Raw genomic sequence first — 19,826 nt, forward strand, 5'->3', positions numbered from 1 at the left:
ACCTATGCAAGTTCATTTTATGCTTAATCCGCCGAAGAACATTAAAGAGCGAATTTACAACGGCTTAAAAGCCTTCAACTTAAAACACTTTCCTGATGAAGATGTGCAATCTTTAGCCTGCGTTGCAGAAGATGATGAAGGCCATTTTTTGGGTGGACTCACTGGCGAAATCTTTACTAATACGCTGTTTGTAGAGTTCTTGTGGCTCGATGACCAGCATCGCTCCGCAGGAATGGGTCGTAAGCTGATGCAGACCATTGAAGAACAGGCTAAGGAATATGGCGTTACTCATCTGTACTTAGACACTTATACCTTCCAGGCTCCTGGTTTTTACGCCAAACTAGGCTTTGAAGAAGTGGGTCGCTACACTGGTTTTCCGACGGCTGGAATCGATAAGATTTTCCTTCAGAAAAAAATCGCAGATTAGGCGCAAAGTCATCAAATGGCTTCAGGCAGATTGTTGGGGAAGAAGTTAAACCTGCTTACAAAAGAAACCTTCTAATTCTAACAATGAACTAACACTTTCCTGATAATAGCCATGAAGTAATCACCATCAGCATTTATGACGCTAAGACGAAACTCTGCAAAAACTGCGCGAATGACACTCTTTTTAGTTGGGTGGGTTTTTGCTATTTGTTTTATGCAGAACTCTTCACTGTTTAGTGTTTGCTCGTTTAAACAGTCTACTTTTGAGCCAGCGTCCGTTGCTTCTATTACGGTCAATGCTGACCACAAGCAAGATGAGTTAAGTGAGCCGTGCGACCTTACCGAAAAGCTACTAAATAGTGCAAAACTGAACTTAGAGCACCTAATGGTGTTTGGCTTTGTTTTTGCGCTCTCTATTTTGACTTGGTTAGGGTTAACTCGGCCTCAGGCGCCTTCCTTTACCGAGCCCATTGTCCCCAAGGCGAGGGTTCACTTACGCTTATGTGTATTTCGAGAGTAGCCAGCATTTAATCTGATTTGTTTCAGAGAACTATTGGTACTTGTTAAATTTGTCATGCTGGGTTCTCGGCATGCGACAAACTGGAAAACACATGAAAAACACACTGAAAACGACTCTCGTGAGCAGGCTGCTAAGCTTTATCATGCTCGCGAGTTTATTATTTACTTCTCTAGCACATGCGACGGTAGAAACTGGGTGGATGACGAACCCTCAGCATCCTCCCGTTCGAACGCGATTTGTTGTAACAGGCCAGGTTGACCAAGCTAATCAGTTAGTCGAGGGCTTCTTAGAAGTTGAACTCTCTCAAGACTGGAAAACGTATTGGCGTAGCCCTGGCGAAGGCGGTGTTGCCCCAACGATTGATTGGAGCCGCTCAACGAATCTAAACCATGTTGATTGGCATTGGCCATATCCTCAGCAATTTGAACTGCTGGGCATTCATACGCTTGGCTACAAAGGCGATACCATTATCCCGATGACGCTGCACGTAGAAGATTGGTCAAAACCAGTCAACATCGACGCCACCCTGACACTCTCTTCGTGTACGACGATTTGCGTACTGACAGACTATTCGTTTGACTTAGCTTTTGAGCCTCAGCAGCTAAGGCTATCTGAATCAGAGATTTATCAGTACGCACAGGCAATTAGCTTAGTTCCTAAAGTGTCACCCTTGATTCAATCTAGCGAAGCGGTGTGGGATAGTGAAAAGCAAATATTGGAGGTGAGATTAGAAAAATCGCTAGGTTGGAATCAGCCAGAGCTCATTGTTGATGGCGCTACCCCTCAGAGTCAGGAATACAGTTATAAGCTTGTTTCAACATATGTTGAGGAAAATAGAGTTCTCGCCAGATTTGAAGTGTCGAGTTGGCTGGGTGATATCGCGTTAGATGGACAATCGGTGAATGTGTCGGTGAAAGATGCGAACTTTTTGGCGGAGCAGTCGGTCGTTGCTACGTCAGGCATTATCCAAAAGAGCGATACTTCCTTAGGACTTATGCTGGGCTTTGCATTAATTGGCGGTCTTATCCTTAATGTCATGCCGTGCGTACTGCCAGTGTTGGGAATGAAGCTAAGCAGTGTGCTTTCCACACATGGCTTGAAGCGTCGAGAGGTCAGATTACAGTTTTTGGCGTCATCAGCGGGTATTCTTGCGTCGTTTTGGTTGTTGGCAGGATTCTTGTTGGTGTTGAAGTTAACTGGAAGTGCAGTCGGCTGGGGGATTCAGTTTCAAACACCTTGGTTTATTGGCTTTATGGTTCTGGTAACAGCGTTGTTTGGCTGCAATATGCTCGGGCTGTTTGAGATTCGCCTTTCGTCCAGAACCAACACTTGGCTTGCTTCCAAGGGAGGTAACTCCTACGCAGGTCACTTCACTCAGGGAGCTTTTGCGACTTTGCTCGCAACCCCTTGCTCCGCTCCTTTTTTAGGTACTGCGGTTGCCTTCGCGCTGGCTGCGACGAGCCTAGAGCTGTTTGCAATCTTCACAGCACTTGCACTTGGCATGGCGTTGCCTTGGATCTTAGTCGCGATGTTCCCAGGTATTGCAACTTGGCTACCGAAACCAGGCGCTTGGATGAACAAGGTGAAGATTCTGTTTGGCATCATGATGCTAGCAACCAGTACTTGGTTGCTGTATCTACTTGCTAACCACCTGCCGATATTCTGGGTTCTGTTGATTGGGCTCGTCGCTTTCATCTACATCCTAGTGAAAATAAAGCGAGTATACGGTGATAAAACCATGGCGCTATCTGGAGGTGTGGCTCTGTTGTTGACAACGGGATCATTGTTAGTGGGTAGTATGACGACACAGCATTGGGTTACGCCGCTGCCGCAAGATTTACCCTGGAAGCCTCTGTCTAACCAGCTGATTGAACAGTCGGTAAGTGAAGGTAAAACTGTATTTGTCAACGTAACTGCGGATTGGTGTGTAACGTGTAAAGCCAACAAGATAGGCGTAATTTTACAGGACCCAGTCTACTCAGCCCTTCAGGCGGACAATGTGGTAAATATTCAAGGCGACTGGACTCATCCGGATGGGGCCGTGACGAGCTATCTACGAGAGAATGGACGCTATGGTGTGCCTTTCAATATTGTTTATGGACCGAATGCACCGCAAGGGATCCCGCTTCCCGTTATCTTGACGGAGAGTGTGGTAATAGACGCAATTAAATCAGCAGGTAAACAAGGACTTTAACCATGAAGACACGATTGTTAGGTTGGGCGAAAGATCTGCTGATCTACGGCTCTTTAGCTGTTGTGCTAGCCATTGGGGTGGATTGGTATCGAACCAAAGACATTTCCCGTGATAGTGCACCACCTCTTGCTGAGCACTTGGACAGTGGCGAATATTTGGATGTGATCAAACAAAGTTATGAGCAGCCAGTCGTTGTTTATTTCTGGGCTACCTGGTGCGGAGCGTGCCGCTTCGTCAGCCCTACGATTGACTGGCTGAGTCAGCACTATCCGGTAGTTGGTGTCTCAGGCGCTTCTGGAGAAAACGAGCGAGTCAGCCGTTATTTAGCGCATCAAGATTATCAGTTCAACAATATCAATGATCCTCAAAGTGAGCGATTTAGTGAATGGGGCATCTCTGTAACTCCAACGATTGCCATCGTCAAGGATGGACAAATTGCTTCAATGACCACAGGGGTCACAACCCCGCCAGGATTACTCGCTCGAATTTGGTTAAACCAATAGGAAAAGAACATGTTTAAATCACTACACATTGCTTTGGCGTTGTCGGTTGCAGTTATTGCTAGCTCGGCGTTTGCATCATCACAGCAACAAAAGATCGACGATATTGTCGCTATGCTCGAATCCAACCCAGAAGTTGTAGAAACTCTCCATCAAAGTCTTTCGGCGTACATCGAACAGCAAAAGCAGTTTGAACAGGTATTGGCAACGAGCCAAAGTTATGTGAACGAACCGAATCACAGCTTTATCGGCTCAGAGACGCCAGAACTGACATTACTCAATGTCACTGACTATAGCTGCCCATATTGTAAGAAGTTAGACGGTGAGCTAGAGAAACTTGTCGATGCTTTCCCGCAGATCAAGGTGGTTAATTTGTATGTGCCTTTGAAGGAAAGTGGCTCTGAAGTGAACTCGGCCTCTTTTGCATTGAATGTTTGGCAGCATGACAAAGAAAAGTATCGTCAGGTGCATGATTTATTGGTGAAGAAACCAGGCTCACATAACCCAATGTCTTTGGCTATGGTGGCGAAAAAAACCGATACGCAGAAATACTTAAAAAGTAATGAGCAAATCAACCAACAACTGAATCAAAACTACAAATTATTTGAAGGTTTCGGTTTAAGAGGAACGCCAGCGTTGATCATTGGTGACGAGGTTATTCCAGGATATGTCCCTTATGAGCAGCTTGAGAAAGTGATGAAAGAGAAATTGGGTAAAGGATAACATTCTGAAAGACAAGCAAAGCCTCCAATTCTTGGAGGCTTTGTTGTTTTTGGGGGGTTAAAGTGTATGTTGATGCTCGGCGATAAGCATATCCATTGCTAGTTCAGCTTTTTCATATGCTTGCTCAAATGAATCTTGGCTAGCAAAATTTTCAACGACTTCGTAGTAACATTTTAGTTTTGGCTCGGTACCTGAAGGACGGACAATAACTCGAGCTCCGCCAGATAAGTGATAGATCAACACATCACTTGCCGGTAAGTCGATGGACTCTACTTTGCCATCAGCGTAAGTTCTTGTTAGCGCCTTGAGGTCTTCCAGCACTTCGATATGACGACCAGCTATTTGAGTAGGCTGATTGGCACGCAGCTTATCTCCGACTGGCGGCGCTTTAGGATCAAGCGCGGTACTGTGTTGAGCGTTAATCACCATTCCGTGTTGGCGGTAAAGCGATTCCAGTTGATCCCAAATGGTCTTGCCTTGCTTTTTCAATTCAGCAGTAAGCTGTGCAAATGCGACTAATGCGGATAAACCATCTTTGTCCCAAACCTTATTACCGACCGTGTAACCCAAGGCTTCTTCATAAGCAAACAAGAACTGTTTTTCAGCCGTTTGTTTTTGCATTGCAATGTTAGTCAGCCATTTGAATCCCGTTAACGTTTGGTAGTATTCGGCGTTAAATGAGTCGGCAATCTTCTTCAGCAGTGTGGAAGATACGATAGTATTACCCACGAGTTGAGCGTCTGCTTGTGTGTGCGTCAGTAGATAATGACCAAACAGAGAACCTACTTGATCCCCTGTCAACATTTGGAATTCACCGTTTGGTTTACGTGCCGCGACTGCAAATCGGTCGGCATCAGGGTCGTTGGCGCAGGCAATGTCGGCATTATTGGCTTTCGCGAGAGCGACGACCATATCCATCGCACCAGCTTCCTCAGGGTTAGGGAAATTTACGGTCGGGAAAGAGCCATCAGGTTCACGTTGTTCGTTTACACTGTAAACCTTAGTAAAACCTGCATCAGCAAGTAGAGTTTCAGCCATATGTGCGCCGACGCCATGCATCGCGGTATAAGCGATTCCAACAGCATCAGGATCTTGATGATTAGCCAGCAAAGTATTGCTATTCATTGTCTGGCGATAGGTTTCGTAGTAATCCTCTTTGAGCCACTCTAACAAGCCGTGCTTTTCAGCATCATCAAGGTTCATCAATGGCACGGGCTTGGTCGCCGCGATATCAATTTCTTTCGCAATACCTGAATCATGGGGAGGTATAATTTGCGCACCATTTTCCCAGTAGACTTTAAAGCCATTGTACTCTGGTGGATTGTGGCTAGCGGTGACAACCACGGCTGCGGCAGCGTTAAAATGGCGAACACCAAATGCCGCTATTGGCGTAGCTGCGACGTCATGAGTCAAATAAACTTTAATACCTAACGAGGTTAACACGGCGGCAGTATCATGAGAAAACTGCTTGGAATCTGGGCGGCCATCGTAACCAATAACGACGCCTCTTTCTTTAGCGTTTTCGACTTGTTCGATAAGGTAATGGCCCAGACCGGTTGCTGTCTCTTGAATGACCAGTCGGTTCATACGATTTGGACCGCAACCCACTTTGCCACGTAAACCTGCAGTACCAAATTCTAAACGTTGGCTAAAGCGGTCTTCGAGTTCATCGAATTGCTTCTCATCAATCAAATGTTGTAGCTCTTCTCGGGTACGAGGATCTGGATCTTTTTCTAACCAATGAGTGACTTGTTCCATCATAGTTTATCTACCTTTTTAAATCGTTATCCCAAGTGTATGACATTTGGGAGATTATGACTGATAACGATTATCATTTGCGAGAGCGCAATCGCTAAACTGTGCTAGTAAGCTCTAAAACGGAATAGCACTTTCTTGCACAATCGAAAAACGCCAACTAGCTTTTATTAACATAAATATAACAAATTACGTCAAATTTGCTGTTTACACGGAATTTTCAAAGCCCGCAGGCTCAGTTGGACTTTTTTGCTACTTGAGTTTAATCGGAGCCTCAAAGCAGCCATTGCAAATAATGGCCAAGGCAGAGGAGAGGTCTTTTGAAAGGAATACAGGTTACAGTGTGGCGATTGACCAAGTTGTTGTTTGTTGGCCTTGCTACTTATATGAGCTCTACAACATTGACTGTTGCGGAGGAAAACACCTTTAACATGACGAAAGGTGTCACCAATATTAGTGGCCAGGTCTACGATTTGCATATGTTGATCTTCTACATTTGCTGCGCAATTGCTTTGGTGGTATTTGGCGCAATGTTCTATTCGATGTATCACCACCGTAAATCAAAAGGCGCAGTCGCGGCGAACTTCCATGAAAGCACCAAAGTCGAAGTGATTTGGACTGTAATCCCAATCATTATTTTGGTGCTGATGGCGATTCCAGCTACCAAAACTTTAGTCGCGATGGAAGATACCTCTCAATCTGATCTGACGATAAAAATAACCGGCTCTCAATGGAAATGGCATTACAGCTATTTCAATGAAGATGTTGAGTTTTTTAGCTTGTTAGCCACCAGCCAAAAAGCGATAGATGGCATTGAAGAGAAGGGGGCGCATTATCTCTTAGAAGTGGATAACCCGTTAGTTTTACCTATCAACCGCAAAGTCCGTTTTTTAATGACTTCAGATGATGTCATTCACTCTTGGTGGGTCCCAGATTTTGCCGTCAAAAAAGACACTATTCCCGGCTTTATCAACGAAGCTTGGACCAGAATCGACGAGCCTGGCATTTACCGAGGTCAATGTGCTGAACTGTGTGGGCGTGCTCATGGCTTTATGCCCGTTGTCGTTCAGGCCATGGAAGAAGATAAATATGATCAATGGTTAGCACAGAAAAAAGTCGAAATTGCTCAAGCCAAACAGGAAGCCGCGGCTTCATTGACTGCAAAGCTCTCCAAACAAGAACTCATCGATATTGGTACACAGATCTATGTTGACCGTTGTGCTGTCTGCCACCAAGCAAGTGGTGCCGGTATTCCTGGAGCCTTCCCTGCAATTACAGGCAGTCCAGTTGCCACTGGTGATATCGACCAACACATAGACGTAATAGTGAACGGACGAAGCGGTACTGCGATGCAGGCGTTTGCTACTCAGCTAACAGATAAAGAGATCGCCGCGGTTGTGACGTATCAGCGAAATGGTTTAGGAAACAATACGGGCGATGTGGTTCAAGCTGCCGACGTTAATGCATTCAAAACCGCTCAATCTAGCGCATCTGAGGAGGCACAATGAAAACGCCCAAACCTGAGTTATCAGAGAAGTCGTCCCCAGCGACTGACGCAGATATTAGCCGAGCCAACAGCGCGATTGCTATAGATGAGCATGAACATCATGGCCCCGCGAAAGGTGTGACGCGCTGGCTATATTCCACCAATCACAAGGATATCGGGACGCTTTACCTTTGGTTCAGCTTCATCATGTTTTTGACTGGTGGTGCGATGGCGATGATCATTCGCGCTGAGTTGTTTCAACCGGGGTTACAGTTGGTCGATCCGCAGTTCTTTAACCAGATGACTACAGTGCATGGCCTGATCATGGTATTTGGCGCTGTGATGCCCGCCTTTACGGGACTCGCTAACTGGATGATACCGATGATGATCGGTGCACCTGATATGGCTTTGCCTAGAATGAATAACCTGAGTTTCTGGATCCTGCCGTTCGCATTCCTAATTCTCATCGCCTCTTTGTTTACCGAAGGCGGTGGTCCTGACTTCGGTTGGACTTTCTACGCGCCACTATCAACGACTTACGGCCCTGACAGCACTGCACTTTTTGTTTTCTCGGTCCATATTATGGGGATTAGCTCGATCATGGGGGCGATTAACGTCATTGTTACTATCGTGAACATGCGAGCACCAGGAATGACATGGTTCAAAATGCCTATGTTTGTTTGGACTTGGCTCATTACGGCGTTTTTGTTAATCGCCGTCATGCCTGTTCTAGCCGGGGCTGTGACCATGGTGCTAACCGATAAGTACTTTGGAACTTCGTTCTTTGATGCCGCTGGTGGTGGCGACCCAGTCATGTTCCAGCACATCTTTTGGTTCTTTGGCCACCCTGAAGTGTACATCATGATCTTGCCATCATTTGGGATCGTTTCAGCCATCATCCCAGCTTTCAGTGGTAAGAAACTATTTGGTTATCACTCCATGGTATACGCGACTTGCAGTATTGCGCTGCTCTCTTTCCTTGTCTGGGCACACCATATGTTCACCACAGGAATGCCCGTCTTTGCAGAGCTGTTCTTTATGTACTGCACCATGTTGATTGCGGTGCCCACTGGAGTCAAAGTGTTTAACTGGGTGGCAACGATGTGGCGCGGGGCAATGACGTTCGAAACGCCCATGCTGTTTGCAATCGCGTTTATCATATTGTTTACCATTGGCGGATTCTCTGGCTTGATGCTGGCAATTGTGCCCGCCGATTTCCAATATCATGATACTTATTTTGTGGTGGCGCATTTCCACTATGTATTGGTGTCTGGTGCGGTCTTCTCGATTATGGCCGCAGCATACTATTGGCTGCCTAAGTGGACGGGCAATATGTATGACCACAAGCTAAGTTTATGGCACTTCTGGTGCTCTGTTATCTCTGTCAATGTGCTGTTTTTCCCAATGCATTTCTTGGGGTTAGCAGGGATGCCAAGACGAATACCTGATTACGCGATCCAGTTTGCGGATGTAAACCAAATTGTTTCTATTGGTGGTTTCGCATTTGGCTTATCACAGCTGATTTTCTTGTGGCTAGTCATTAAGTGCATACGTGGTGGTGAGAAAGCTCCAGCCAAAGTATGGGATCGCGCTGAAGGATTAGAGTGGACTGTCCCAAGCCCAGCACCGCATCACACCTTTGATACTCCACCGAAAGTGGATTAGAGGTGGTTTATGAGCGAAGCAAAATCTAACAAAAGGCTCACGTTTAAGTTGCTCGCTGCGACGTTAGCGATGTTTGGCTTCGGTTTTGCTCTGGTTCCCCTTTATGACGTGATGTGTGATGCATTAGGAATCAATGGAAAAACCAATACCGAGTCTGCGCTACAGCCTCAAGGTATGATTCCTGACACATCACGTCTTATTCGCGTTGAGTTTATGGCCCACCTGAATCAAGGTATTCCTTGGCAATTCGGACCTAAGCAAGCTTTTATGGAAGTTCATCCAGGAGAAGTCATTCAGACTGCTTTTATTGCGAAAAACCTCTCAGCTAATGAGATTGTAGGTCAAGCAGTTCCTTCTGTATCGCCAGGGTTGGGCGCGACCTATTTTAATAAAATAGAGTGCTTCTGTTTTAATCAACAGCCCCTTGCTAGCCAAGATAGTGCTGAAATGCCTCTGATTTTTTATATTGAGCCTGATATCCCTGAATCGATTCATACACTGACTCTTTCTTATACCTTGTATGACATCACTCAACCTACCGATACTCAGTTAGATGTGGCAAAGCTGGTTTTGCCTAAATCTTCTCCACAGCAACTGCAAGGAGCAAACCAATGAGCTCAAAACATCAACCTTATTATGTTCCCGCTCAAAGCAGCTGGCCTATTGTTGGGGCTGTTGCGCTATTTTTGATCGCTGTTGGTGCCGGACTCACAGTGCAAAACATGGCTGAAGGGGGAGACGGCAGCGTATTTGGTAAGTTGATCTTACTCGCTGGATTTTTGTTTTTGCTTTATATGTTTGCGGGTTGGTTTAGCAATGTCATTACCGAGTCGATGAGCGGCAAGTATTCGGCTCAAATCTCGCGTTCATTTCGTCAAGGGATGAGTTGGTTCATTTTTTCTGAAATCATGTTCTTTGGTGCTTTTTTTGGCGCTCTGTTTTACGCCCGAATGGTCGCGGTACCTTGGTTAGGTGGGGCCAGTAACAATGCCATGACGCATGAAGTTCTTTGGCCCACATTTGAAGCGCTGTGGCCTTTGACCACAACGCCGGGTGGGACCGAAACTCAAGCCATGGGCTGGCAGGGTATTCCGTTAATTAACACCCTTCTTCTACTCGCGTCCTCTGTCACCTTGCATTTAGCCCATACTAGTTTAGAGCAAAACAAACGAATGGCGTTAATTGTATGGTTGGAGATAACCATAGTATTGGCATGTTTCTTTTTATATTACCAAGGAGTGGAATACGCTCACGCATACCAAGATTTAGGGTTGACGCTGCAGTCGGGGATTTACGGCAATACATTCTTTTTGCTGACAGGTTTTCATGGAATGCACGTGCTGCTTGGGACGACTTTCTTAATTGTGCTGTTAGCAAGAATCGCAAAAGACCACTTTACAGCCAAAGACCATTTTGCTTTCCAAGCAGGTAGTTGGTATTGGCACTTTGTGGATGTAGTTTGGCTATGCCTCTTTGTATTTGTTTACGTGCTTTAATGTGTAGTTCAGCTGCTAGTAAGGACGCACGTTTGGGTCGATAAAACCACTCAAAAGTGCTGCAACCATAAGGACAACCGCCAGTGCTGAAAGGAATACGCGCCGACCAAGGTAAAAGCTCATCGGCTTGTCTTGTTGCTCTGAATTCTCCTCGTCTTGTTGTGGATCTTTAACCATTTCAAGCATGGCTCTAGCGAGGTTGAAAATGATGAATAGCAATAACACCACGAGTAGTAATTTGAAAAGAAATACCATGAGCTTGTCCTTAGGCTTTTTAGTAAAGAGACCAACTTTTTGGTTAGGTTTGTTATTAACTGTGGTTGCCTTTTCAGTATTGATCAACTTGGGTTTATGGCAGCTATCCAGAGCGAACGAGAAATTGGAGATAGAGCAATATCTTAGCGAAAGAGAATTTTCTCAGCCTATCTCATTGAGTCAGGTCGGTATGGGTAAACAAACGTATGTCACCGGGTTGAAAGTGAAAGCTGAATTGGTACCTGAGGCGGGACGCTACGTGTTGTTGGATAACCAAACTTTTCAAGGGGAGGTTGGTTATCTCGCTTATCAGTTGATGGCCAGTAGAGAAGGGAAATGGCTGCTTTTGGAGCGAGGGTTTATTGGAGCAGGTTCAAGGCGAGATGTGCTGCCGAAGGTTCATTGGTTGACGCATCCTCTTACTGTCACAGGGCGGTTATATCAGCGCTCGAGCAACCCTCTTAGTGATCAGCTTTACGCTGAAGCTGGAGAAGTGACGAGAATACAAAACTTGAATATCGATCAGCTGGCTAAAGAGTGGCAACGAGAGTTGGAACCTTATGTTATTCAACCTCAAATGGAAGATTGGTCTTACCCTCAGCCATGGCAGCCAGTCCCGTTGAGTTCCTCCAAGCATATTGGTTATGCCGTGCAATGGTTTTCAATGGCCGCCGTTTTGGGCGTACTGAGTATTTGGGTTCTAGTGCGAGCGTTGAAGAAAGGAGAGTCACATGAATAATCCTGTTTTGAGAGGTCGTCTAATTTTTGTTGCTTTAGTGATTATGTTTGCTTTACCTGCGATTTTAGCCAAAACGGTATTGATAAATGATTGGTACCAATCTGGTGTGACTAATCGCGGCGTTTTGATTGAGCCAAATGTTAGTTATCAAGATCTTGGAGTGACCAACCCTTATGCAGGAGCGCAGTGGCAACTTGCTTACGTCGTACCAGAGCAGTGTGATGAGTTCTGTAATGAGCAGCTTTTTCTTCTTGGTCAAAGTCACGTAGCTCTCGGAAAGTATCAAAGTCGAGTATCGCCAGTTTTGATTGTTAGTACTCGTAGCGATGCCATTGATATTCCAGAAGCGTTTGCCGTTATCAACGTAGATGAGCAGTTTGATAAGGTCACTTCCGGGTTTGAGTATGTGATAGTTGATCCTTTAGGTCAGCTAGTTATGCGCTACCCAAAAGCGAGTGAGCAGAGCGAATTGGTGCAGCAGAGCAAGGATGTTCTAGCCGATCTGCGCAAGCTACTTAAACTGTCGCGTGTCGGTTAAGTCTTGAATTCTAAGCAGGGAGAAAGCTGATGAGTATTACTAATTTGGTACGTTTGAGCTTAGCGCTCACCTTCTTAGTTATTATGCTTGGCGCTTATACTCGTCTAGCGGATGCGGGCTTAGGTTGCCCAGATTGGCCAGGGTGTTATGGCCAACTGACCGTTCCCAATGAGCAACATGAAATTGCGCTAGCAAAGAGCCTCTACCCCTCATTGACCGTGGAAGCAAATAAAGCGTGGTTGGAAATGATTCATCGCTACTTCGCGGGGACGTTAGGCCTGGTCATTTTCTTGATCACTTTCCGCTGTATTCGAGAGAAAAGCCTTGGCGTAGGATTGCCGATTACTCTGTCATTGGTTGTCGTTTTTCAAGCTTTGCTAGGAATGTGGACAGTAACGATGAAGCTGATGCCCCTTGTCGTTATGGGGCACTTGCTCGGTGGTTTTACCCTCTTTTGCTTGTTGTCGATATTACTATGGCGGCTGCGCGATCATGAGCGACAGATCCAACAGCTCATAGCGAGGAATTGGCGGGTAAAAGGGCTCGCGGTATTGTCATTGATTACTGTTGCATCCCAAATCGCTTTAGGGGGCTGGACGTCTTCAAATTACGCGGCATTAATGTGTACTACGTTGCCGATTTGTCAGGGGGACTGGGTGAGCTACCTTGACTTCGCGACAGCATTCGAACTGATTCAACCTCACAGTGAGAGTTATGAATTTGGCACTCTCGATTATGGTGCAAGAATGACGATTCATGTGACCCACCGATTTGGTGCACTGGTGACCGTAATGGTTGTTTCAATGCTTTTGTTTCAACTTCTCGCCAGTCAATCGAAAACGATGTCTCGAATCGCCTTCGTTATTGCTGGGTTATTGTCACTGCAAATAGCGCTAGGAGTAAGCAACGTTGTCTTCAGTCTTCCTTTAGTCGTGGCGGTTGCGCATAACCTTGGGGCCGCTTTATTACTAGTGTCAGTACTTCACGTCAATTATTTAGTGTTTCAACAAACAAAGGAAAGCCAAACAGAAGCTGACTTAATGGGCAAGGAGAGCATGCGATGAGTAAAACAATCAATTATTCACAGACAACATCTCGTTCTAACTGGCAAGTCTATTTGACGCTCACTAAGCCCAAAGTCGTCGCCTTGATGCTGTTAACTGCTTTGGTGGGGATGTGTCTTGCCGTACCCGGAGCATTGCCTGTTCAGCAATCAATACTAGGGTTGATTGGGATAGCGTTGATGGCTGGCTCCGCTGCCGCATACAATCATCTGATTGACCGTCGAATAGATGCGATTATGGCTCGAACTTACAAGCGTCCTCTACCATCGGGCGATATAAAAGCAGGGAATGTGTTCGCGTTTGCCTCATTTATTGGCGTGGTCGGTTTTGGCTTGCTCTACGCTTGGGTCAACCCACTAACAGCGTGGCTAACGTTTGCTAGTTTAATCGGCTACGCTGTCATTTACACCATGTATTTAAAACGCGCTACGCCTCAAAATATCGTGATTGCTGGTATTGCAGGAGCGATGCCACCATTACTCGGCTGGACAGCCGTTACAGGGGAGTTACATGCTCATGCTTGGTTGCTTGTCATGATCATCTTTATTTGGACTCCTCCCCATTTTTGGGCGCTTGCGGTTCATCGCAAAGAAGATTATGCCAAAGCAGACATCCCTATGTTGCCCGTGACTCATGGCGTTGAGTACACCAAAACATCGATATTGTTGTATACCGTATTGCTTGCTTTAGTGTGTTTGATGCCCGCGCTGGTCGGAATGAGTGGAACCATTTATTGGATAGGTTCAATACTGCTTAGTCTTGGCTTTATCGGTTATGCTTGGAAGCTTAAATACAGACCTGATGGAAAATCAGCTATCGAAACATTTAAGTTCTCCATCTATCATTTAATGATATTGTTTGTTTTACTGCTTATTGACCATTATTTAACCTAGGCGACTTTTAACTGACATCGACATGGGTTAATCTTTGCGCCCCTGAGGTATTGAGTTGATGTCTATGTTGTCTGTGTCAGATCTGTTTAGTAAAAGATTATTGTTGTTAGTTACCTTGTTTCTTGCTGGTGGCAGTGCTTCTTTGGCTAAATCATTTGATGTACATGGGCAAGTTGTTATTGGCTTAGAGCACATGGTCGGTGGCGACTGGGCAATGCACCTTATTGTTGCCACAACGCTGGGTTTTTTTGCTGCTTGGTCAACGCCTAAAACCTTCTACCAATACTCAAGAGTCCCCTTTTCACCTTGGGTTGGGTTGCTGTTGATAGCCGTTACGATTGATGAGTTTTCTCAGTTATATTTCCCGTTGAGACAATTTTCTTTTGTCGACTTAGGCATCAATATTAGTGGCGTGTTAATGGGCAGCTTTTGCTACCTTTTCTATATTAGCTTTCGTTACCCAGCCTACTTACGCTGATGACGTAATGTGTATCGCTCGAGCTTTTTAAACAACATCGATAAAGCGAGGCAGATAACCAAATACGTCAGTCCAACAATTAACCATATCTCGAAAATTAGCCCTGAAGAGTTCGCAATTTCTGAGCCTACAAACGTCATCTCTTGAATTGAAATAAGTGAAACGATGGACGTGTCTTTAACTAGAGATATGGCTTGGCCAGCAAGTGCTGGAGTTATGGTGATAAGCACTTGGGGGGTGATAACGTAACGATATTTTACCCAAGTGGATAAGCCCAAAGAGTCGGCGGCCTCCCATTGACCTTTCTCAACATTGGCTAAGCCAGAGCGCACCACTTCAGCGACATAAGCTGATGATAAAATTCCTACACATAAAACGCCTGAGAGTAGATTTTCCCATAGCGATGATGGTCCAAAGAAGAATGATTGCAAGGCATTGTTTGAACCTGAGTGGTTTCTAAGTATCTCTGTCAAGCCGAGTAAAGGAATCAATTGGTTTGATATGAAAAAATAAAAGATAAACACGAATACCAGTGGCGGTATATTTCTAACCAACTGAATGAAGATACTAATTGGTTGACGGACCAACGTGAGCTTAGACTGCCTGCCTATACCAAGCAAAGTACCAAGAATAAACGCAAGTAGCATCCCCCAAAGGCTAAGTCTTAAGGTGGCGAAAAAGCCTTGGAAAAAGTAGGGCAGGGAGCCATCAGCACGCGCAGTGAAGATTAGGTTAACGGCTTGCTCCCAGCGCCATTGATAGTTGATTCCTATTGTTGAGCGGTAATAAAGCCAGCAAACCGTGATGGTGATTCCGATAAGAACCACGATATCAAGCTTGTTCAATTTCAAGATATTTGTTTTTACGTTTGGTAGCTCAGCTACTTCTGCTTTACTCACTTTATTACTGCTCTAACTCGTTAACGTTCTATTGGCCGTTAGCCACTTGGTTCTGCCAATCCAGCGTCGAGAACCAATACTCGTATCGCTCATTTAGCCAGCCATCTTCAGTTCGCGCTTGAATCCAGGTATCGAAAAAGGCTTTTTTGTCCTCTTCTCCTAAGCGTACCGCAAATGCTTCGTTGCCTTTTGATAGGCGTTCAGAGAAAGGAATAAACAGTTTGTCGGCGTTTTTCACGGTTTCGTGCTCTGGCTTTGGACTAGAAGCAATTACGGCATGTGCATTACCATTTAGCACTTCTTGGAACGCTTGTGCATCGTCGTCAAACTGAAGAATTTTTGCTTTCGGGAATGTCTCTCTTGCTACTTGAACGGTAAATGCACCACGACGAGCCGCTATTTTTATGCGTCGAGAGTTAAAGTCGCTAAACTCTGAGAATCCAGATGCAAGTTCAGTATTTGCCGCTACCTGTACACCAGAGTGCGAGTAAGGGGTTGAAAAAAGAACGCTTTTCGAGCGCTCTGGTGTGACACTCATTCCGCCGATGATTACATCAAATTTTTGTGCAAGCAGAGCGGGAATAATGCCGTCCCAAGCGGTAGGGACAAACTCCACTTTCCAACCAGAGTCCGCAGCAAGGCGCTTGGCAACGTCAATCTCAAAACCGATTAGTTCACCTTGGGTGTTACGCATCGCCCAAGGAACAAAAGTAGACATACCAACTCGAAGTGTGCCACGTTCATTGATCTTGTCGATGTTTGGCGTTTCGCTCGCCATTGAAGGAAGTGCAATTGCCAAACCGAGCAAAGCGGTAATCGACCTCTTAAAGCTTTTCAGTGAAAGGAGCTTTCCGAATTTTTTCATGTTATTTCCTTATTGTGTTCGCCAACTTGCGCCTAGCTTGTGCTCAAGAAGAGCAGACAGAGCTGACAGTGAAAGTGTGAGGAGCAAATATATCCCAGCAACGGTAAACCAAATCTCAAACGGCATTGCGGTTTCTGCAACAATGTTGCGTCCTTCGGTAGTAAGGTCAAATATGGCCATTACAGAAACAATCGAGGAGTTTTTTACCAGAGATACGACCTCGTTTGTTAAAGGAGGCAGAGTACGTTGCAATAGCTGAGGTAAAATAACGTCTCGATAGGTGTAATACGGATTGAGTCCTAAAGATTTCGCAGCTTCGAATTGCCCTTTGGCGATACTGTTTAATCCTCCACGGAATATTTCAGCAGTATAGGCTCCTTGAAACAGAGATAAGGCAAGAACAGCGGTTGCAAAACGGTCTAAACCAATCACAGGGCCAAATACGAAGTAGAGCAGGTAGATTTGCACTAAAAGTGGCGTGTTACGTATCAGCTCGATATAACCAGTCGCTAAAGCCCTGCCGACGAATGAGTTGGATAGTTTTAATAGAGCCGTTGCTAATCCGATAACCAGGGTGAAAATTAGGCTGATGAGAGAAATCTCTATAGTGACAATCAGACCTTCAATTAGTTCTGCTGGCCACCATTCTCCGTCTTCGTAAAAAGCGATGTAATCTGGAACACGCTCCCACTGCCATTGATAGCCCATAGTTTTAGCACCTGAATCAAGCAACCACCACAAGCCCATGCCCAATAGCAGGATTTGAATTAGAGCGGAAAAAACAGGCTTGAATATTTTGGTCATCATTAATGGCTGAGAATTTGATTTAGAAACTGTTTAGTTCGTGGATGAGATGGAGAGGTAAATAGTTGTTCTGGCGACGCCATCTCTAATACTTCACCTTGATCCATAAAGATCACTCGATGAGCAACTTTTCTCGCAAAACCCATTTCGTGAGTCACGCACATCATGGTTATCCCATCGTTGGCGAGGTCAACCATCACATCTAATACCTCTTGGATGGTCTCTGGGTCTAGTGCAGATGTTGGTTCGTCAAAAAGCAGAATCTCAGGTTTCATACACAGAGAACGCGCGATAGCGACACGCTGCTGTTGACCGCCTGAGAGCTGCACAGGGTATTTGTCTGCTTGCTCGCTAATCCCCACTCTGGTTAAGTAGTGCATCGCTCGTTTATCGGCCTCTGCTTTGCTCAGTTTCAGAGTGCGAATTGGTGCTAGAGTCAGGTTTTCTAGTACAGTTAAGTGCGGAAACAGATTGAAGTGTTGAAAGACCATTCCCACCTTTCCGGCTTGAGTTTGGTCTACTGTGGAGCCCAAGACACTTATATCGCCTTGAGAGATCGCTTCTAGGCCATTCACTGTACGAATCAATGTGGATTTCCCTGATCCCGAAGGGCCACAGATAACGAGGATTTCACCCCGAGCGACAGAAAGCTGAATATTTTTTAAGGCTTGGAAATTTCCATACCATTTGCTGACATTTGAAAATTCGATAGCGTTCATGTGGACACTGCTTATGTTTTTATTATCCCTTTACCATAACAATATCAAGCGCATATTGCATCATATGCTGATGCTATCCACGGCCAATCGACGTATTTATAGCTTCTAAATTGTAGTGTAATTTATTTTTTACATGATGCGTAAAGTGTAAAATTAACCAAAATATTGCCTTTTGGTAAAAATAGTGGTTGCAACCTTGGTTTTTGATAGATAAGTTACAGGGAACAGGAAAAACAAAGTTGAGCAATTATGCATCAACCGATTGGATGCTGGCGCTCACGCCAAGAGAAGTAGGAAGTAGTAGCAATGTTTCAGACAGATGATGTTCGAATTAGCAAAGTAAAAGAATTATTACCACCAGTTGCTGTTTTAGAGAAGTTTCCGGCAACAGAAACGGCTTCTTCGACGACGTTTCGTTCGCGTGAAGCAATTTCAAATATTCTGAAAGGTGACGATGACCGTCTGCTTGTCATCGTAGGCCCATGTTCAATTCATGATCCAAAAGCAGCTATCGAATACGGTAAGCGCTTGAAAGGTCTTCGTGATGAGCTGGGGGATCGTCTTGAAGTTGTTATGCGTGTTTACTTTGAAAAACCTCGTACGACAGTTGGCTGGAAGGGTTTGATTAATGACCCTTACCTAAACGATACGTTTAAGATTAATGATGGTCTTCGCATGGGGCGTAAGCTTCTTCTTGATTTGACGGATATGGGTCTACCTACCGCGAGTGAATTCCTTGATATGATCACTCCGCAATACGTTGCAGACCTGATCAGTTGGGGTGCGATTGGCGCGCGTACAACGGAATCTCAAGTTCACCGTGAACTAGCATCAGGTATTTCATGCCCAGTCGGATTTAAGAATGGCACGGACGGTAACATCAAGATCGCGTCTGACGCGATTCGCAGTGCAAGTGCTTCTCATCACTTTTTATCTGTCACCAAATACGGCCACTCAGCGATTGTTGAAACGGCGGGTAATCCAGATTGTCATATCATCTTACGTGGTGGTAAAGAGCCAAACTACAGTGCTGATCATGTGGGCTCTATTAAAGCGGAGCTAGAGGCATCAGGTCTGCCGCAGAAAGTGATGATTGACTTCAGCCATGCAAACAGTTCGAAACAGTACCAGCGTCAAATGGTGGTGAGTGACGATGTTGCAGGCCAAATCTCAGGTGGGGAAGATGCTATCTTCGGTGTGATGATTGAATCTCATCTAGTTGAAGGTCGCCAAGATCTTGTTGATGGTAATGCACCAACATACGGTCAGTCTATTACCGATGCTTGTATTGGTTGGGAAGATACTGAAAAAGTACTTCGCCAGTTGGCTGATGCAGTTCAAGCTCGTCGTGATAACAAGTAAGCTGAACTTAAAGTCTTGAAAAGCTCCTACGGGAGCTTTTTTACGTTTAGGACTGAACTTGGCTCTCCAAACGGTTATAATTCGTGAGTTAGTTTATAAGATCGCCGACCTATGCTGTTAAAACATATTTTCTCTATTTTACTTCTCGCTTCTCCACTATGTTGGGCTGATGCAACCCCGTCAATTTTTCTTTATTCCCTTGATGAACCATTAGACGATGAGTTACACCATCCTATTACGACTCATTCAGCCGATAAGCTGGCAAGTAAAAATGACATTTTAAAAATCGACTATGAGCAACCATGTGATGTGAAATGTGGCGTTAGAAACACAGGGTTATTCATGCTCCAAATGCTGGCAGAAGCTCGTGAGGACGAGGTATACCGCTCGCGTTTAATCATGCCCAATTTCGAACAATAAAGAAACGAGCTCTATTGAGCTCGTT

The 19,826-nt window shown here is 45.2% G+C and carries 22 protein-coding genes; 16 read left to right on the plus strand and 6 right to left on the minus strand.

Going from position 1 to position 19,826, the window contains the following annotated elements; translation table 11 throughout:
* Window positions 1–4: 4 nt before the first annotated feature.
* The 5 genes from AC4MRV_RS01995 (at window position 5) to AC4MRV_RS02015 (ending at window position 4,363) form a co-directional block, all read left to right on the plus strand.
* A complete protein-coding gene (locus tag AC4MRV_RS01995; RefSeq protein ID WP_491185736.1) occupies window positions 5–427 on the plus strand; it encodes a GNAT family N-acetyltransferase in 423 nt (140 codons plus the stop codon).
* A gap of 171 nt (window positions 428–598) precedes the next feature.
* Window positions 599–946 carry a hypothetical protein gene (locus tag AC4MRV_RS02000; protein ID WP_491185737.1) on the plus strand — a complete coding sequence of 116 codons (348 nt, stop codon included), beginning with the start codon at window positions 599–601 and terminating at the stop codon, window positions 944–946.
* A 91-nt stretch (window positions 947–1,037) separates the two neighbouring features.
* Window positions 1,038–3,140, plus strand: coding sequence for a protein-disulfide reductase DsbD family protein (locus AC4MRV_RS02005; RefSeq protein WP_491185738.1), 2,103 nt, complete (start codon window positions 1,038–1,040; stop codon window positions 3,138–3,140).
* Between the two features lie 2 nt (window positions 3,141–3,142).
* Entirely contained in the window at window positions 3,143–3,643 is a 501-nt protein-coding gene (locus AC4MRV_RS02010; protein ID WP_491185739.1) for a protein disulfide oxidoreductase, read from the plus strand.
* A 9-nt stretch (window positions 3,644–3,652) separates the two neighbouring features.
* Window positions 3,653–4,363: a DsbA family protein gene (locus AC4MRV_RS02015; protein WP_491185740.1), complete on the plus strand. Its 711-nt coding sequence runs from the start codon at window positions 3,653–3,655 to the stop codon at window positions 4,361–4,363.
* A gap of 57 nt (window positions 4,364–4,420) precedes the next feature.
* On the opposite strand, the gene AC4MRV_RS02020 is transcribed toward AC4MRV_RS02015, so the two are convergent.
* Entirely contained in the window at window positions 4,421–6,124 is a 1,704-nt protein-coding gene (locus AC4MRV_RS02020) for a phospho-sugar mutase (RefSeq protein ID WP_491185741.1), read from the minus strand.
* Between the two features lie 380 nt (window positions 6,125–6,504).
* Between AC4MRV_RS02020 and coxB the strand changes: the two genes are divergently transcribed.
* The 4 genes from coxB to AC4MRV_RS02040 are packed head-to-tail and all read left to right on the plus strand — an operon-like array spanning window position 6,505 to window position 10,765.
* Window positions 6,505–7,626, plus strand: a complete 1,122-nt coding sequence (gene coxB, locus AC4MRV_RS02025) for a cytochrome c oxidase subunit II (RefSeq protein ID WP_491185801.1) — start codon at window positions 6,505–6,507, stop codon at window positions 7,624–7,626.
* On the plus strand, window positions 7,623–9,269 hold the full coding sequence (ctaD, locus tag AC4MRV_RS02030; protein WP_491185742.1) for a cytochrome c oxidase subunit I: 1,647 nt from the start codon (window positions 7,623–7,625) through the stop codon (window positions 9,267–9,269). Before coxB ends, ctaD begins: the two co-directional genes overlap by 4 nt.
* A gap of 9 nt (window positions 9,270–9,278) precedes the next feature.
* Entirely contained in the window at window positions 9,279–9,884 is a 606-nt protein-coding gene (locus AC4MRV_RS02035) for a cytochrome c oxidase assembly protein (protein ID WP_491185743.1), read from the plus strand.
* A complete protein-coding gene (locus tag AC4MRV_RS02040; protein WP_491185744.1) occupies window positions 9,881–10,765 on the plus strand; it encodes a cytochrome c oxidase subunit 3 in 885 nt (294 codons plus the stop codon). The genes AC4MRV_RS02035 and AC4MRV_RS02040 overlap by 4 nt, the downstream gene beginning before the upstream one ends.
* Before the next feature lie 15 nt (window positions 10,766–10,780).
* Here AC4MRV_RS02040 and AC4MRV_RS02045 read toward each other — a convergent pair whose 3' ends face one another.
* Window positions 10,781–11,020, minus strand: a complete 240-nt coding sequence (locus AC4MRV_RS02045) for a DUF2909 domain-containing protein (RefSeq protein ID WP_491185745.1) — start codon at window positions 11,018–11,020, stop codon at window positions 10,781–10,783.
* Here AC4MRV_RS02045 and AC4MRV_RS02050 point away from each other — a divergent pair.
* From AC4MRV_RS02050 to AC4MRV_RS02070, 5 genes are read left to right on the plus strand one after another with little or no spacing between them, the layout of a single operon-like run.
* Complete coding sequence (locus AC4MRV_RS02050) at window positions 11,019–11,759, plus strand: SURF1 family protein (RefSeq protein WP_491185746.1); 741 nt, start codon at window positions 11,019–11,021, stop codon at window positions 11,757–11,759. The genes AC4MRV_RS02045 and AC4MRV_RS02050 overlap by 2 nt on opposite strands.
* Complete coding sequence (locus AC4MRV_RS02055; RefSeq protein WP_491185747.1) at window positions 11,752–12,297, plus strand: redox-active disulfide-containing membrane protein; 546 nt, start codon at window positions 11,752–11,754, stop codon at window positions 12,295–12,297. The genes AC4MRV_RS02050 and AC4MRV_RS02055 overlap by 8 nt, the downstream gene beginning before the upstream one ends.
* A 29-nt stretch (window positions 12,298–12,326) precedes the next feature.
* The gene (locus tag AC4MRV_RS02060; protein WP_491185748.1) at window positions 12,327–13,361 is read left to right on the plus strand and encodes a COX15/CtaA family protein; all 1,035 of its coding nucleotides are present in this window, start codon (window positions 12,327–12,329) and stop codon (window positions 13,359–13,361) included.
* The gene (cyoE, locus tag AC4MRV_RS02065) at window positions 13,358–14,254 is read left to right on the plus strand and encodes a heme o synthase (protein WP_491185749.1); all 897 of its coding nucleotides are present in this window, start codon (window positions 13,358–13,360) and stop codon (window positions 14,252–14,254) included. Before AC4MRV_RS02060 ends, cyoE begins: the two co-directional genes overlap by 4 nt.
* Window positions 14,255–14,312: 58 nt before the next feature.
* The gene (locus AC4MRV_RS02070; protein WP_491185750.1) at window positions 14,313–14,732 is read left to right on the plus strand and encodes a VanZ family protein; all 420 of its coding nucleotides are present in this window, start codon (window positions 14,313–14,315) and stop codon (window positions 14,730–14,732) included.
* Here the strand turns inward: AC4MRV_RS02070 and AC4MRV_RS02075 are convergent.
* From AC4MRV_RS02075 to AC4MRV_RS02090, 4 genes are all read right to left on the minus strand, one after another.
* The gene (locus AC4MRV_RS02075; protein WP_491185802.1) at window positions 14,720–15,586 is read right to left on the minus strand and encodes an amino acid ABC transporter permease; all 867 of its coding nucleotides are present in this window, start codon (window positions 15,584–15,586) and stop codon (window positions 14,720–14,722) included. The two genes, AC4MRV_RS02070 and AC4MRV_RS02075, sit on opposite strands and share 13 nt — an antisense overlap.
* A gap of 73 nt (window positions 15,587–15,659) precedes the next feature.
* Window positions 15,660–16,469 (minus strand): transporter substrate-binding domain-containing protein, encoded by an 810-nt coding sequence (locus tag AC4MRV_RS02080; protein ID WP_491185803.1) that lies wholly within the window; start codon window positions 16,467–16,469, stop codon window positions 15,660–15,662.
* A gap of 36 nt (window positions 16,470–16,505) precedes the next feature.
* Entirely contained in the window at window positions 16,506–17,303 is a 798-nt protein-coding gene (locus AC4MRV_RS02085) for an amino acid ABC transporter permease (protein WP_491185751.1), read from the minus strand.
* On the minus strand, window positions 17,303–18,019 hold the full coding sequence (locus AC4MRV_RS02090; RefSeq protein ID WP_491185752.1) for an amino acid ABC transporter ATP-binding protein: 717 nt from the start codon (window positions 18,017–18,019) through the stop codon (window positions 17,303–17,305). Before AC4MRV_RS02090 ends, AC4MRV_RS02085 begins: the two co-directional genes overlap by 1 nt.
* A gap of 306 nt (window positions 18,020–18,325) precedes the next feature.
* Between AC4MRV_RS02090 and aroG the strand changes: the two genes are divergently transcribed.
* The gene (gene aroG / locus AC4MRV_RS02095; protein ID WP_491185753.1) at window positions 18,326–19,381 is read left to right on the plus strand and encodes a 3-deoxy-7-phosphoheptulonate synthase AroG; all 1,056 of its coding nucleotides are present in this window, start codon (window positions 18,326–18,328) and stop codon (window positions 19,379–19,381) included.
* Window positions 19,382–19,492: 111 nt separating this feature from the next.
* Entirely contained in the window at window positions 19,493–19,801 is a 309-nt protein-coding gene (locus AC4MRV_RS02100) for a hypothetical protein (RefSeq protein WP_491185754.1), read from the plus strand.
* Window positions 19,802–19,826 lie beyond the last annotated feature (25 nt).

Source organism: Vibrio sp. (assembly GCF_984391705.1).

What these genes read in the sequence shown, in the direction of transcription:
- AC4MRV_RS01995 (WP_491185736.1), top strand. Translation starts at nt 5, where the DNA reads ATGCAAGTTCATTTTATGCTTAATCCGCCGAAGAACATTAAAGAGCGA.
- AC4MRV_RS02020 (WP_491185741.1), bottom strand. Translation starts at nt 6,124, where the DNA reads ATGATGGAACAAGTCACTCATTGGTTAGAAAAAGATCCAGATCCTCGT.
- AC4MRV_RS02050 (WP_491185746.1), top strand. Translation starts at nt 11,019, where the DNA reads ATGAGCTTGTCCTTAGGCTTTTTAGTAAAGAGACCAACTTTTTGGTTA.
- AC4MRV_RS02010 (WP_491185739.1), top strand. Translation starts at nt 3,143, where the DNA reads ATGAAGACACGATTGTTAGGTTGGGCGAAAGATCTGCTGATCTACGGC.
- AC4MRV_RS02005 (WP_491185738.1), top strand. Translation starts at nt 1,038, where the DNA reads ATGAAAAACACACTGAAAACGACTCTCGTGAGCAGGCTGCTAAGCTTT.
- aroG (WP_491185753.1), top strand. Translation starts at nt 18,326, where the DNA reads ATGTTTCAGACAGATGATGTTCGAATTAGCAAAGTAAAAGAATTATTA.
- AC4MRV_RS02100 (WP_491185754.1), top strand. Translation starts at nt 19,493, where the DNA reads ATGCTGTTAAAACATATTTTCTCTATTTTACTTCTCGCTTCTCCACTA.
- AC4MRV_RS02000 (WP_491185737.1), top strand. Translation starts at nt 599, where the DNA reads ATGACACTCTTTTTAGTTGGGTGGGTTTTTGCTATTTGTTTTATGCAG.
- ctaD (WP_491185742.1), top strand. Translation starts at nt 7,623, where the DNA reads ATGAAAACGCCCAAACCTGAGTTATCAGAGAAGTCGTCCCCAGCGACT.
- AC4MRV_RS02055 (WP_491185747.1), top strand. Translation starts at nt 11,752, where the DNA reads ATGAATAATCCTGTTTTGAGAGGTCGTCTAATTTTTGTTGCTTTAGTG.
- coxB (WP_491185801.1), top strand. Translation starts at nt 6,505, where the DNA reads ATGAGCTCTACAACATTGACTGTTGCGGAGGAAAACACCTTTAACATG.
- AC4MRV_RS02060 (WP_491185748.1), top strand. Translation starts at nt 12,327, where the DNA reads ATGAGTATTACTAATTTGGTACGTTTGAGCTTAGCGCTCACCTTCTTA.
- AC4MRV_RS02045 (WP_491185745.1), bottom strand. Translation starts at nt 11,020, where the DNA reads ATGGTATTTCTTTTCAAATTACTACTCGTGGTGTTATTGCTATTCATC.
- AC4MRV_RS02035 (WP_491185743.1), top strand. Translation starts at nt 9,279, where the DNA reads ATGAGCGAAGCAAAATCTAACAAAAGGCTCACGTTTAAGTTGCTCGCT.
- AC4MRV_RS02040 (WP_491185744.1), top strand. Translation starts at nt 9,881, where the DNA reads ATGAGCTCAAAACATCAACCTTATTATGTTCCCGCTCAAAGCAGCTGG.
- AC4MRV_RS02070 (WP_491185750.1), top strand. Translation starts at nt 14,313, where the DNA reads ATGTCTATGTTGTCTGTGTCAGATCTGTTTAGTAAAAGATTATTGTTG.
- cyoE (WP_491185749.1), top strand. Translation starts at nt 13,358, where the DNA reads ATGAGTAAAACAATCAATTATTCACAGACAACATCTCGTTCTAACTGG.
- AC4MRV_RS02015 (WP_491185740.1), top strand. Translation starts at nt 3,653, where the DNA reads ATGTTTAAATCACTACACATTGCTTTGGCGTTGTCGGTTGCAGTTATT.
- AC4MRV_RS02090 (WP_491185752.1), bottom strand. Translation starts at nt 18,019, where the DNA reads ATGAACGCTATCGAATTTTCAAATGTCAGCAAATGGTATGGAAATTTC.
- AC4MRV_RS02085 (WP_491185751.1), bottom strand. Translation starts at nt 17,303, where the DNA reads ATGATGACCAAAATATTCAAGCCTGTTTTTTCCGCTCTAATTCAAATC.